General features: G+C 56.7%; 12 protein-coding genes and 1 riboswitch. Of the genes, 7 read left to right on the top strand and 5 right to left on the bottom strand.

The window, feature by feature from the left end; translation table 11 throughout:
* Positions 1 to 112: 112 nt before the first annotated feature.
* The gene (gene rpsU / locus AAE045_RS01880) at positions 113 to 328 is read right to left on the bottom strand and encodes a 30S ribosomal protein S21 (RefSeq protein WP_001144069.1); all 216 of its coding nucleotides are present in this window, start codon (positions 326 to 328) and stop codon (positions 113 to 115) included.
* Between the two features lie 246 nt (positions 329 to 574).
* Here rpsU and tsaD point away from each other — a divergent pair, with 246 nt between their 5' ends.
* Positions 575 to 1,588 carry a tRNA (adenosine(37)-N6)-threonylcarbamoyltransferase complex transferase subunit TsaD gene (tsaD, locus tag AAE045_RS01875; RefSeq protein ID WP_455425776.1) on the top strand — a complete coding sequence of 338 codons (1,014 nt, stop codon included), beginning with the start codon at positions 575 to 577 and terminating at the stop codon, positions 1,586 to 1,588.
* Between the two features lie 84 nt (positions 1,589 to 1,672).
* Here tsaD and plsY read toward each other — a convergent pair whose 3' ends face one another.
* A complete protein-coding gene (gene plsY, locus AAE045_RS01870; RefSeq protein ID WP_455425775.1) occupies positions 1,673 to 2,290 on the bottom strand; it encodes a glycerol-3-phosphate acyltransferase in 618 nt (205 codons plus the stop codon).
* A 107-nt stretch (positions 2,291 to 2,397) separates the two neighbouring features.
* Between plsY and folB the strand changes: the two genes are divergently transcribed.
* Together folB and bacA are read left to right on the top strand one after the other, a co-directional pair.
* Complete coding sequence (gene folB, locus AAE045_RS01865; protein WP_455546234.1) at positions 2,398 to 2,766, top strand: bifunctional dihydroneopterin aldolase/7,8-dihydroneopterin epimerase; 369 nt, start codon at positions 2,398 to 2,400, stop codon at positions 2,764 to 2,766.
* 117 nt (positions 2,767 to 2,883) lie between these two features.
* A complete protein-coding gene (bacA, locus tag AAE045_RS01860) occupies positions 2,884 to 3,708 on the top strand; it encodes an undecaprenyl-diphosphate phosphatase (RefSeq protein WP_271129900.1) in 825 nt (274 codons plus the stop codon).
* Positions 3,709 to 3,719: 11 nt separating this feature from the next.
* On the opposite strand, the gene AAE045_RS01855 is transcribed toward bacA, so the two are convergent.
* Together AAE045_RS01855 and AAE045_RS01850 are read right to left on the bottom strand one after the other, a co-directional pair.
* Complete coding sequence (locus AAE045_RS01855; protein WP_455546233.1) at positions 3,720 to 4,961, bottom strand: multifunctional CCA addition/repair protein; 1,242 nt, start codon at positions 4,959 to 4,961, stop codon at positions 3,720 to 3,722.
* Positions 4,962 to 5,027: 66 nt separating this feature from the next.
* On the bottom strand, positions 5,028 to 5,648 hold the full coding sequence (locus AAE045_RS01850; protein ID WP_455546232.1) for a TIGR04211 family SH3 domain-containing protein: 621 nt from the start codon (positions 5,646 to 5,648) through the stop codon (positions 5,028 to 5,030).
* Positions 5,649 to 5,911: 263 nt separating this feature from the next.
* On the opposite strand from AAE045_RS01850, the gene AAE045_RS01845 reads away from it, so the two are divergent.
* The 3 genes from AAE045_RS01845 to hldE are packed head-to-tail and all read left to right on the top strand — an operon-like array spanning position 5,912 to position 11,569.
* Entirely contained in the window at positions 5,912 to 7,210 is a 1,299-nt protein-coding gene (locus AAE045_RS01845; RefSeq protein ID WP_455546231.1) for a CYTH domain-containing protein, read from the top strand.
* Positions 7,211 to 7,233: 23 nt separating this feature from the next.
* Complete coding sequence (gene glnE / locus AAE045_RS01840; protein ID WP_455546574.1) at positions 7,234 to 10,089, top strand: bifunctional [glutamate--ammonia ligase]-adenylyl-L-tyrosine phosphorylase/[glutamate--ammonia-ligase] adenylyltransferase; 2,856 nt, start codon at positions 7,234 to 7,236, stop codon at positions 10,087 to 10,089.
* A 49-nt stretch (positions 10,090 to 10,138) separates the two neighbouring features.
* Positions 10,139 to 11,569, top strand: a complete 1,431-nt coding sequence (gene hldE, locus AAE045_RS01835; RefSeq protein WP_455546230.1) for a bifunctional D-glycero-beta-D-manno-heptose-7-phosphate kinase/D-glycero-beta-D-manno-heptose 1-phosphate adenylyltransferase HldE — start codon at positions 10,139 to 10,141, stop codon at positions 11,567 to 11,569.
* Between the two features lie 182 nt (positions 11,570 to 11,751).
* Here hldE and ubiK read toward each other — a convergent pair whose 3' ends face one another.
* The gene (gene ubiK / locus AAE045_RS01830) at positions 11,752 to 12,042 is read right to left on the bottom strand and encodes a ubiquinone biosynthesis accessory factor UbiK (protein WP_455546229.1); all 291 of its coding nucleotides are present in this window, start codon (positions 12,040 to 12,042) and stop codon (positions 11,752 to 11,754) included.
* A gap of 109 nt (positions 12,043 to 12,151) precedes the next feature.
* Positions 12,152 to 12,299: riboswitch (FMN riboswitch) on the top strand.
* A gap of 95 nt (positions 12,300 to 12,394) precedes the next feature.
* On the opposite strand from ubiK, the gene ribB reads away from it, so the two are divergent.
* Positions 12,395 to 13,048 (top strand): 3,4-dihydroxy-2-butanone-4-phosphate synthase, encoded by a 654-nt coding sequence (ribB, locus tag AAE045_RS01825; protein ID WP_455425767.1) that lies wholly within the window; start codon positions 12,395 to 12,397, stop codon positions 13,046 to 13,048.
* Positions 13,049 to 13,062 lie beyond the last annotated feature (14 nt).

Here is a 13,062-nt window from a genome sequence, read left to right as displayed (position 1 = left end):
AAACCTGAAGGGCAGGTCAGTTCATAAACGAAAATAAGCCGCGCATTCCTTTCGGAAGCACGGCCTTTACAACTACTACTGGTCTGTTCCGGAGGCGTTAACCCCCAGGGAATTAGTACAGACGAGTGCGGCGTGCGTTTTCGCGAGCCAGTTTCTTAGCGTGACGTTTCACAGCAGAAGCTTTAGCGCGTTTACGTTCGGTAGTCGGTTTTTCATAGAACTCACGACGACGAACTTCCGCCAGAACACCTGCTTTCTCACAAGAACGCTTGAAGCGACGCAGTGCTACGTCGAATGGCTCGTTTTCACGTACTTTAATTACCGGCATTAACTCTCACCTTTGTAAATTCGGTTTGCCGCTGACTGATGCGTCAGCTATTTCAAAATGGTGCGGAATTTTACTGCAACTACTGCTGCTTTGTAAAGCACCGGACAACCAGAAACCTGGCTTTTATGGCCGGAATCTTCCAGGGGGGCAGATTATACACCACCTCAGCATGAAAGGTGAGCAAAGTTTTACAACGGAGGCCGGGAAGCTTAAACTTCGCCGCAAGATACAGAGGCAGAGAAAACCATGCGCGTACTGGGTATAGAGACATCCTGTGATGAAACCGGCATCGCCATTTATGACGATGAGAAAGGGCTTTTAGCTAATCAATTGTATAGTCAGGTGAAGTTGCACGCTGACTACGGTGGCGTGGTGCCGGAGCTGGCCTCCCGCGACCACGTGCGTAAAACCGTGCCGTTGATTCAGGCCGCCCTGAAGGAAGCAGGATTAAGCGCTAAGGATATTGATGGCGTGGCTTATACCGCAGGCCCGGGCCTGGTCGGCGCGCTGCTTGTTGGTGCAACCATCGGCCGCTCTCTGGCGTTTGCCTGGGATGTCCCGGCGGTGCCCGTGCACCACATGGAAGGGCATCTGCTGGCCCCGATGCTGGAAGATAATCCTCCGGCGTTCCCGTTTGTCGCGCTGCTGGTTTCCGGCGGCCACACCCAGCTGATTAGCGTTACCGGTATTGGCCAATACGAGCTGCTGGGCGAATCTATCGACGATGCTGCCGGTGAGGCCTTTGATAAAACGGCCAAATTATTGGGGCTGGATTATCCGGGCGGCCCGATGCTGTCGAAAATGGCGGCGCAGGGCACCGAAGGGCGTTTTGTCTTTCCGCGTCCAATGACCGATCGTCCGGGCCTGGACTTCAGCTTCTCCGGCCTGAAAACCTTTGCGGCTAATACCATTCGCGGCAACGAAGCGGACGATCAGACGCGTGCCGATATCGCCCGTGCGTTTGAAGATGCCGTGGTTGATACGCTGATGATCAAGTGCAAACGCGCTCTGGATCAAACTGGATTTAAACGTCTGGTGATGGCCGGTGGAGTAAGTGCTAACCGCACATTGCGTACCCGCATGGAAGAGCTGATGACCAAACGTCGCGGCGAAGTGTTTTATGCGCGTCCGGAGTTTTGTACCGATAACGGCGCGATGATTGCCTACGCCGGTATGATTCGCCTGAAGGCAGGTACTGCGGGTGAGTTAAGCGTCACGGTTCGCCCTCGCTGGCCGCTGGCAGAGCTGCCCGCAGCATAAGAGCATTAACCAATTTATTTCGTAGTTCGGATAAGCGATAACGTCATCCGACACAACAGCTGAGCATCAATCAGGAGTGAGAAATCACTCCTTTTTTTCGCCTTTATTCCGGCGCAGCTTCTTCCAGATTTTGGTTTCCTGGCCGCGCCACAGGCGCTGAATATTATCGTGGTGGCGCATCAGGATCAGGCAGGAGAGCATGGCGACGGGGAAGGTAAATTCCGGCCGGAACCACCAGACGTAAAACGGGGCGATAAGCGCACTGACAATTGCGCCCAGCGAGGAGTAGCCGCTAAGCAGGACGGTAAGCAGCCAGGTGCCCGCCATCACGCCGGTTAAATCAAAGCCGATAGGGGCGATAGCACCGAACGCGGTTGCCACACCTTTTCCGCCGTGGAATTTGAAAAACACCGGCCAGATGTGTCCCAGGCAGGCGGCGATAGCAATCAGCCCCAGCCAGAACGGCGTCACGCCCAGTTCGTAGGCCGCCCAGACCGGCAGCATGCCTTTTAAAACATCAAAAATCAGTACCGCTACGGCTGCGCCTTTGCCGCCAATACGTAAGACATTGGTAGCACCTGGATTGCCGGAGCCGTTCTCACGCGGGTCGGGAAGTCCCGCAAGTCGGCAAACCAGAATGGCGCTTGAAATGGAGCCGCAAAGATACGCGAGGATAATCATGCCAGGCGCGATTGCACTCATAACGCTGTTCCATTTTGAAAGTGTCGTTGTATTCTTCGCATTTGTGGATAATACGCATATTTCGCCGGAAGTGGTATCTGGCGTCACTAAAAACCAGGCGGGGCGTGATGGACATAGTATTTATAGAGCAACTGACTGTAATCACCACGATTGGTGTTTACGACTGGGAACAGACCATCGATCAGAAGCTGGTCTTCGATATCGAAATGGCGTGGGACAACCGCGCGGCGGCCAGCAGCGACGACGTGAATGACTGTCTGAGCTACGCGGACGTCAGCGAGGCGGTGATCAGCCATGTCGCAGGCGGTAGATTTGCGCTGGTGGAGCGCGTCGCAGAAGAAGTTGCGCAGCTGTTGTTAGCCCGATTTAACTCTCCCTGGATACGACTGAAGGTCAGCAAACCGGGCGCCGTAGCCCAGGCGGCAAACGTCGGCGTGGTCATCGAGCGTGGCGTTAATCTTAAAGAAAACAAATAATTTCATCAGCGTTAAACAAAACGTGCCTAAGCTGGTCTTAGCCAGTAGTCTTTAGCGGCTGTCGCTTTGCGATCGCCGCATTTTTGTCTCTTTTTTCAGGGGTTAGAGGGTTTAGTAATGAGCGATATTCACTCGCTGGCGATAGCCGCGATTCTTGGTGTGGTTGAGGGGTTAACGGAGTTTTTACCTGTCTCGTCCACCGGACACATGATTATTGTTGGTCATCTTCTGGGATTCGAAGGTGATACCGCAAAAACATTTGAAGTCGTGATTCAGCTCGGTTCGATCCTCGCCGTGGTGGTGATGTTCTGGCGTCGTCTGTTTGGCCTGATAGGCATTCACTTCGGGCGCAAGCCTGTCCAGCATGAAGGGATGGGTAAAGGTCGCCTGACCTTAATCCATATTCTGTTGGGCATGGTGCCTGCCGTGGTGCTGGGGCTTATCTTCCACGACACAATAAAATCGCTGTTCAATCCGATAAACGTGATGTATGCGCTGGTCGTTGGCGGCGTGCTGCTGATAGCGGCTGAACTGCTTAAACCTAAAGAGCCGCGCGCGGTTGGCGTTGACGATATGACTTATCGTCAGGCGTTTATCATCGGTTGTTTCCAGTGCCTTGCGCTCTGGCCGGGCTTCTCCCGCTCCGGAGCGACAATCTCAGGCGGCATGCTGATGGGCGTGAGCCGCTATGCCGCCTCCGAGTTCTCTTTCCTGCTCGCGGTGCCGATGATGATGGGCGCAACGGTACTGGACGTTTATAAGAGCATTGGCTTCCTGACGATGGCGGACCTGCCGATGTTTGCCGTTGGCTTCTTTACCGCCTTCGTGGTGGCGCTGATTGCGATTAAAACTTTCCTGCAGCTCATCAAGCGCATGTCGTTTATCCCGTTCGCCATCTACCGTTTCTTCGTGGCGGCGGCGGTTTACTTCGTCTTTATGTGATTTGCATGCCCTCAGCCCTGCGGCTGGGGGCAGCTCTCCGCTTTCCACTTCGCAACGGCCTCAATACGGCGCTTCGTCAGCTCATCGCGAATAGCCGGGCCGCTGAAACCCGCCTCGATAACTTCTTTGTTCGTCACGCCCTGCGCGGCCTGCCATGCGGCTCGCAGCAATCTTCCCTGCGGATAATCACTTCCTTCGAATCCCGTACGCCCACGCGCGTCCGCTTCGCTGGTTAAAGCGATTTGCTCCACGCGATGGGGCTTGCGCCAGGCGTCGATGGTACCAAACAGCTTTACGATAGTTTTTGGCTGGAGGATGGGCAGGGTATGGATCAGATCGTGATATTCCGCGACCAGCTTTGCCAGATCGCGGATCTCGTTCGGCACCCGCATGCGCTGGCAGATATTCTCCACCAGCTTCACGCCGGCAGGCCCGTGCCCGTGGTGGCGAGGCCAGAACTCTTTAGGCGTCAGGCCTTTCCCCAGGTCGTGGCAGAGGGTGGCAAAACGCACGTCTACTTCCGGGCTGAGCTGCGCGGCAATGGCCAGCGTCATCAGCACGTGAATGCCGGTGTCGATTTCCGGGTGCCACTTCGCCGGGGCCGGAACGCCAAACAGAGCGTCAATTTCCGGGAACAGGACGGCAAGGGCGCCGCATTTGCGCAGCACGTCGAAATAAACCTGGGGATTACGTGAGGTGAGTGCGTTTTCCGTTTCCTTCCATACGCGTTCTGGCGTCAGGTGCGCCAGCTCTCCGCCTTCGGCCATGCTTGTCATCAGGGCCAGGGTTTCGGGGGCAATCTGGAAATTCAGGTGGGCGTAACGTGCGGCAAAACGCGCCACGCGCAGCACGCGAAGCGGATCTTCATTGAAAGCCGGGGACACATGGCGCAGCAGGCGCTTTTCGACATCTGCCCGCCCGTTGTAGGGATCGACCAGCTCGCCGTGTTCGTCCTGGGCGATGGCATTGATGGTGAGATCGCGGCGCAGCAGATCCTGCTCAAGCGTGACGTCAGGCGCGGCATAGCAGGTGAAACCTGTATAACCCTGGCCTGACTTGCGCTCGGTGCGCGCCAGCGCGTACTCTTCGCGGGACTGCGGATGCAGAAACACCGGGAAATCTTTCCCGACCTGCTGATAGCCTGCATCCAGCATTTCCTGCGGGGTTGCGCCAACCACGACCCAATCTTTATCTTTGACCGGTAGTTTTAACAACCCATCACGAACGGCACCACCGACCAGATAAATCTTCACCCTTAACACCCCTGCATCGACTAAACATTACGGATAATACGTAAGTGTAGGATACAGGGTTGCGGATTAATTCATCCAGCGGTCTTTCTTCTTGCGGCTTGGGATCATGTGCGGCAGCAGTAAACCGAACAGCAGACCGACGCCCAGCACGCCGCCGCCATACATGAACCACTGCATGATGATGGCGCGCTGTTTGTCATCGAGCTGGACGTTGGCCGCGTTAACTTTCTTTTGCGCCACGATCAGCTGGTTTTTAAGCTGTTGATTTTCTTCTTTAAGGCCAGTGATGACACCGTCACTCTGTGCGACTTTCTGCTGCATTTCCGCAGTGCGCTGATTCCAGGTGGTGTCGATATTGGTGAGCTTGTCGGTCAGGTCTTTAACCTGTTTTTCCAGGTCCGGCACGCGGGTGCGCAGGCTTGGGGTTGCGCTCAGCTGCGCGGAAGGGATCCAGGAGGAGCGGCCTTTGCTGTCACGAATCTGAGAGTATTTGCTCTCTTCGTTGTTTTGCAGCAGGGTCACTTCTTCGCCCGCGTTCACGGTACCTTGCAGGCGATAGTTATCACCGGGGCCACTACGAACCCAGGTGTTCAATTCGTCGGAGACATAACGTTTTTCATCGGCATGGGCCACTACGGAAACGCTAAGTGAGAGCAAAGTAAGGCAAATCAGGCGTAATTTCTGCATTAGTTCATCATTATTGTCATAAAGTGTGGAACGATAGTAGTGGCATCAGTCTGACGGTGCAATCCGTAAACCTGAATGGGAATCATCCTGGTGTGAATTTAGCCACTACCGCATTGTCTGTCCCCTGTCTACGGGGTCGGCAGCCATCAAATTGCGCGCGATGCGTGGCAATTTACGGCAAAATATTATCTACTGACCAACAATAAGTTATTAAGTTCGCCAGGACATCGCTCCTGCGTGACGCAACTATAAGTAAAAAGACGATGCCACAAGAAATCGAACTCAAATTTATCGTAAATCCCGCTGCGCTGGACGCCGTGCGCACCACGCTTAATTCCCTTGAAAGTGAACATAGCGAACCTCGCCAACTGCTTAATATCTATTATGAAACGGCAGAAAACACGCTGCGTCGTCACGATATGGGCCTGCGCATTCGCGGGGTAGACGGCAAGTATGAAATGACGATGAAAATTGCCGGCCGCACGATCGGCGGGCTTCATCAGCGCCCGGAATACAACGTCGAACTCGGCAAGGCCGAGCTGGACCTCTCTTTGTTACCTGCGGAAGTCTGGCCGGAAGGCACGAATATCGACACATTACAGGCTGAGCTGACGCCGTTATTCAGCACGGACTTCACTCGTGAGAAGTGGGTGGTTACTCACCGTGGAAGCAAGATCGAGCTTGCTCTCGACCTGGGCGATGTGAAAGCCGGTGAGCTAAGCGAAGCGCTTTGCGAGCTGGAGCTTGAGCTTCTGGAAGGGGAAACATCCGCCATCCTCGAACTGGCACAGCTGCTGGTTGCGCAGCCGGGGTTACGCCAGGGCGGCCTGAGCAAAGCCGCGCGCGGATACCATCTGGCACAGGGCGATGCCGCTCGCGAAATCAAACCGCTAACCGTGCTGCGCGTTGCGCCAAAAGCTACGGTAGAACAGGGGCTTGAAGGCTCCCTGGAGATGGCGCTTGAGCACTGGCAGTACCACGAAGAGCTCTGGGTGCGGGGCAGCAAGCAGGCGAAAGCCGCCGTGCAGAATGCAGTGGGTCTGGTGCGCCACGCGCTGGCGTTGTTTGGCGGAATTATCCCTCGCAAAGCGAGCACTCACTTACGTGAGGCGCTGATGGCTTATGAAGCGATGCTGGCGCAGAACGGTAAAGCAGAAGAACTGGTTTACAGCGCGGAGAGCAGCCAGGCAAAACTGGCTCTCATCGAATGGCTGGTTAACCGCCAGTGGCAAAAGTTTGTTGATGACAAGGGTAGCGTCAAGCTTGCCGGCTCCTTCAAGCGCTTTGCGGATACCCACCTTTCCCGCCATGCCGCAGAGCTGCGCACTACCTTCCAGCGCCCGCTGGGGGACAGCTACGGCGATCAGCTGCCGCGCCTGGCGCGTGAAACCGACTCAATCCGCATTTTAGCCGGGGTTTATGACGATGCCGTCACCCATCCGTGGCTGGAAAACTGGCAGGGTCTGCGTCACGCCATCACCACTAAGCAGCAGGTAGAAATCGAACACTATCGTAATGAGGCCATCTCGCAGGCGCCGTTCTGGCTGCACAGCGGGAAATAATCGTATGTAGGGAAAACACCATGATGCCGCACCCGCTTCTGTTACAGCAGCACCTGCAGGCGGTATTACCGCGCCTGCCACAAGAGATCGTAAGCCAGCAGCTGAGCGCACAGGCGCAGGCCGTGCTGGCATTCAGTGATTTTGTTTGCGACAGCATGGTGGCTTTTCCCGCCTGGCTGGCAGAGCTTGAACGACAGGCACCACAGCCGGATGAATGGCAGCATTACGCTGTCTGGCTGCAAAACGAGCTGCAGGAAGTGCATGACGAAGCGGCGCTGATGAAAGCGCTGCGCCTGTTTCGCCGCCGCATTATGGTACGCATCGCCTGGGCGCAGACTTTACGGCAGGTGCCGACGGAAACGTCGCTGCAGCAGCTAAGCGTTCTTGCCGAAACGTTGATTATTGCCGCGCGCAACTGGCTGTACGACGCGTGCTGTCGTGAATGGGGCACGCCGTGCAACCAGGCGGGGGTTCCGCAGCCGCTGATGATCCTCGGCATGGGCAAGCTGGGCGGCGGCGAACTGAACTTTTCCTCCGACATTGACCTTATTTTCTCCTGGCCGGAAAACGGCTCTACGCAGGGAGGGCGGCGCGAGTTAGACAACGCGCAGTTCTTCACGCGCCTGGGGCAAAAACTCATAAAGGTGCTCGACCAGCCCACGCAGGACGGCTTCGTCTACCGGGTGGATATGCGGCTGCGCCCGTTTGGCGACAGCGGCCCGCTGGTGCTGAGCTTTGCCGCGCTGGAGGATTATTACCAGGAACAAGGAAGAGACTGGGAACGCTACGCAATGGTTAAGGCGCGCATTATGGGCGACACGGACGACGCGTGGAGCCAGGAGCTGCGCAATATGCTGCGTCCGTTCATCTTCCGCCGCTATATCGACTTCAGCGTCATCCAGTCGCTGCGCAACATGAAGGGGATGATTGCCCGTGAAGTGCGCCGCCGGGGGCTGACGGATAACATCAAGCTCGGCGCAGGCGGCATCCGTGAAACCGAATTTATCGTGCAGGTGTTCCAGCTGATCCGCGGTGGGCGCGAGCCGTCCCTTCAGTCCCGCTCGCTGCTGCCGACGCTGGAGGCAATTCAGCAGCTTCATCTGTTGCCGGAAGATGACGCGCAAAAGCTTCGTACTTCCTATCTCTACCTGCGCCGCCTTGAGAACCTGCTGCAAAGCATCAACGATGAACAAACGCAGACGCTTCCCGCTGACGAACTCAGCCGCGCCCGCCTGGCGTGGGGCATGAATGAAACGGACTGGGAGGCGTTACAGCTCACCCTGCAGGGGCACATGAATGACGTGCGTCAGGTATTTAACGACCTGATTGGCGACGACGAGCCTGAGGTGGGCGAAGACAAAATTGCCGAGGCCTGGCGCGAACTCTGGCAGGATGCGCTGGATGCCGATGACGACACTGCCGTGCTTGGTCATCTTACCCCTGAAGCGCGGGTAGAGGTGCTCAGGCTGGTGGCAGAATTCCGCCAGGATACGGACAAGCGCACGATTGGCCCGCGCGGCAGACAGGTGCTGGATCAGCTTATGCCGCGCCTGCTGTGCGAAGCATGCTCGCGCAACGATGCGCCGCTACCGCTGTCACGGCTTATCCCGCTGCTGTTGGGCATTGTGACCCGCACAACCTACCTTGAGCTGCTGACGGAATATCCCGGCGCGCTGAAACACCTTATCACCCTCTGCGCCGCCTCGCCGATGATTGCCGGTCAGCTGGCGCGCTACCCGCTGCTGCTGGATGAGCTGCTCGACCCGAACACGCTCTACCAGCCGACGGCCACGGACGCTTATAAAGACGAGCTGCGCCAGTATCTGCTGCGCGTGCCTGATGACGATGAAGAGCAGCAGCTGGAGGCCCTGCGCCAGTTTAAACAGGCGCAGCTGCTGCGCGTAGCCGCTGCGGATATCGCGGGCACGCTGCCGGTGATGAAAGTCAGCGACCATCTTACCTGGCTTGCGGAGGCGATTATCGACGCCGTAGTGCAGCAGGCCTGGACACAAATGGTGGCGCGCTTTGGGCAGCCGAAACATCTGCGTGAGCGCGAAGGCCGGGGATTTGCCGTGATCGGCTACGGTAAGCTGGGCGGCTGGGAGCTGGGCTACAGCTCTGACCTGGATCTTGTTTTCCTGCATGACTGCCCGGCAGACGTCATGACCGACGGCGAGCGTGAAATCGACGGGCGTCAGTTCTATCTGCGCCTCGCTCAGCGCATCATTCATCTGTTCAGCACCCGTACATCCTCCGGCATTTTGTACGAGGTGGACGCGCGCCTGCGCCCGTCCGGCGCAGCGGGCATGCTGGTGACCACCGCCGAATCCTTTGCGGATTATCAGCAGAATGAGGCATGGACCTGGGAACATCAGGCGCTGGTTCGCGCCCGCGTCGTCTACGGCGATCCGCAGCTCAACCGCGAGTTTGATGAAATTCGTAAGCAGATTCTGTGTCGCCCGCGCGAAGGCGAAAAGCTACAGACCGAGGTCCGTGAAATGCGCGAAAAAATGCGCGCACATTTAGGCGGTAAAAATCGCGATCGTTTTGATATAAAAGCGGATCAAGGCGGGATCACGGATATAGAGTTCATTACCCAGTACCTGGTTTTACGTTATGCGGCGCAGGCCCCAAAACTGACGCGCTGGTCTGACAATGTGCGCATTCTGGAATTAATGGCGCAAAACGACATCATGGGTGATGACGAAGCGAAGGCGCTGACGCATGCTTACGTCACTTTGCGGGATGAGCTACACCATCTCGCGTTACAGGAGCTGCCGGGTAATGTGGCGCTGGATGCGTTCGTGAACGAGCGTGAACAGGTCGAGCGCAGCTGGAAAGCATGGCTGGGCGAGGCGCAAACGCGCGCGGAAGCGTAATTGTGATATTATCCCGCGCAAAAATTTTACCCTTTCTGGAGAGTCAGGAATGAAAGTAACGCTGCCCGAATACAGCCGCGCAGGCGTCATGGTCGTTGGTGATGTGATGCTGGATCGCTACTGGTACGGCCCAACCAGCCGTATCTCACCGGAAGCGCCGGTGCCGGTTGTGAAGGTCGATACCATTGAAGAACGGCCTGGCGGTGCGGCGAACGTAGCGATGAACATTGCATCGCTCGGTGCAAATTCCCGCTTAGTAGGCCTGACCGGCATTGACGACGCCGCCCGTGCTCTGAGCCAGACGCTGGCCGGTGTGAACGTGAAGTGTGACTTTGTCTCCGTTCCGACCCATCCAACCATTACCAAGCTGCGCGTCCTTTCCCGCAACCAGCAGCTGATTCGTCTGGATTTCGAAGAAGGTTTTGAAGGGGTTGACCCTGAACCGCTGCACGAGCGCATCAGCCAGGCGCTGCCGCACATCGGCGCGCTGGTGCTGTCTGATTATGCTAAAGGCGCGCTGGCAAGCGTTCGTGACATGATTAACCTGGCTCGCGCGGCCAACGTCCCCGTGCTGATTGACCCGAAAGGCACCGATTTTGAACGCTATCGCGGCGCGACGCTGCTGACGCCAAACCTGTCAGAATTTGAAGCTGTTGTTGGTAAATGTAAAACCGATGCCGAACTGGTTGAGCGCGGCATGAAGCTGATTGCCGACTACGATCTTTCCGCGCTGCTGGTTACCCGCTCAGAGCAGGGTATGACCCTGCTTCAGCCTGGCATGGAGCCGTTCCATCTGCCGACCCTCGCTCAGGAAGTGTATGACGTGACGGGGGCAGGGGACACGGTGATTGGCGTGCTGGCGGCTACGCTTGCGGCGGGCAACTCGCTGGAAGAAGCCTGCTATTTTGCTAACGCAGCGGCAGGCGTCGTGGTGGGTAAACTTGGTACTTCTACTGTTTCCCCAATCGAGCTGGAAAACGCCGTTCGCGGCCGTGCCGATACCGGTTTCGGGGTCATGACCGAAGCGGAGCTGAAGGTAGCCGTGGCAGCGGCTCGCAAACGTGGTGAGAAGGTCGTGATGACCAACGGCGTGTTCGATATCCTTCACGCGGGCCATGTTTCTTATCTCTCAAACGCGCGTAAGCTGGGCGATCGCCTGATCGTGGCGGTAAACAGCGATGCTTCTACCAGACGCCTGAAAGGGGAAACCCGTCCGGTGAACCCGCAGGATCAGCGCATGATCGTGCTCTCCGCGCTGGAAGCGGTGGACTGGGTAGTGCTGTTTGAGGAAGACACGCCGCAGCGCCTGATTGGCGAGATACTGCCGGACCTGCTGGTCAAAGGCGGCGACTACAAGCCTGACGATATTGCCGGCAGCAAAGAAGTGTGGGCAAACGGCGGCGAAGTGATGGTGCTGAACTTTGAGGATGGCTGTTCAACGACGAACATCATTAAGAAGATCCAAAGCCACGAAGCTTAAGCAATGCAATAAGAAACGCCCCGTCAGGGGCGTTTATGACTGATGACAAAGTAAGGTTAAATAGGGTGGATAAGCGTAAGCGCCATCCACCATTGACGGCTGTTGTGTCGGATGACGCTATTGCTTATCCGACCTACGAAAAAGGTTTGTCAGTCATTCCAGACGCTCCTGACGGGGCGTTTTTACATATGAGGTTCAGTCGGGGGGACAACTTCTGGTGCTGCTGGCGTGGCCGGGCGGTTTTCCAGCTCGCTTAAACGCTGCTCCAGCAGGGCCAGCTTCTCACGGGTGCGCAGCAAGACCTGGGTCTGCACATCGAACTCTTCGCGGCTCACCAGATCCAGACGGGTTAACTGGGACTGCAGAACCTGACGGATTTTCTTTTCGACATCATCCCCGAACTCACGAATCCCTTTCGGCATTGACTCATGAACCTGACGGGCGATTTGCTCAATTTTTTTCGGGTCAATCATAGTGGTTTCCATTTAGCCTGCGTGAATCATTCAATTGTAATGCCTGATTGCCAGGGGATAAACCTGAAATGGCGTTGCCAGCGAAAATCATCGGCGTTATAGTAAGTCTGCTTATTCTCAGGGCGGGGCGAAACTCCCCACCGGCGGTAAATCAGCGTACGCTGAAAGCCCGCGAGCGCTCCGGTTCACGCCGGAGGTCAGCAGATCCGGTGTAATTCCGGGGCCGACGGTTAAAGTCCGGATGGGAGAGAGTAACGACAATGTACAGGCTGCGGCCTGCTCACGTTATTTTTTTAGCTCCTAAGACTGCCCTGATTCTGGTAACCACAATTTTAATGAGGTTTTACTTACCATGAATCAGACGCTCCTTTCTGCATTTGGCACCCCGACTCAGCGTATCGAACTGGCGCTTAACGCCCTGCGCGAAGGCCGCGGTGTGATGGTTCTTGACGATGAAAATCGTGAGAACGAAGGCGATATGATCTTCCCTGCCGAAACCATGACCGTCGAGCAAATGGCATTGACCATCCGCCACGGCAGCGGCATTGTCTGCCTGTGCCTGACCGACGAACGCCGTAAACAGCTCGAGCTGCCAATGATGGTGGATAACAACACCAGCGCCTTCGGCACCGGTTTTACCGTCACCATCGAAGCCGCACACGGCGTGACTACCGGCGTTTCTGCCGCTGACCGTCTTACCACCGTTCGTGCGGCCATTGCCGATGACGCGAAGCCAGGCGACCTTAACCGCCCGGGGCATGTGTTCCCGCTGCGCGCTCAGCCCGGCGGCGTGTTAACCCGCGGCGGCCACACTGAAGCGACTATCGATCTGGTGTCCCTGGCGGGCTTCAAGCCGGCAGGCGTACTCTGTGAGCTGACCAATGATGACGGCACCATGGCCCGCGCGCCGGAGTGCATCACCTTTGCCCGCCTGCATAACATGGCCGTGGTCACCATCGAAGATCTGATTGAATACCGTCAGACTCACGAACGTAAAGCCAGCTGATAAATTTAAAAACC

This window comes from Dryocola clanedunensis (assembly GCF_038405435.1).
GTDB lineage: Bacteria > Pseudomonadota > Gammaproteobacteria > Enterobacterales > Enterobacteriaceae > Dryocola > Dryocola clanedunensis_A.
Note: the sequence above shows the minus strand (reverse complement) of the source record. Positions and strands in the feature narration are given on the sequence as shown.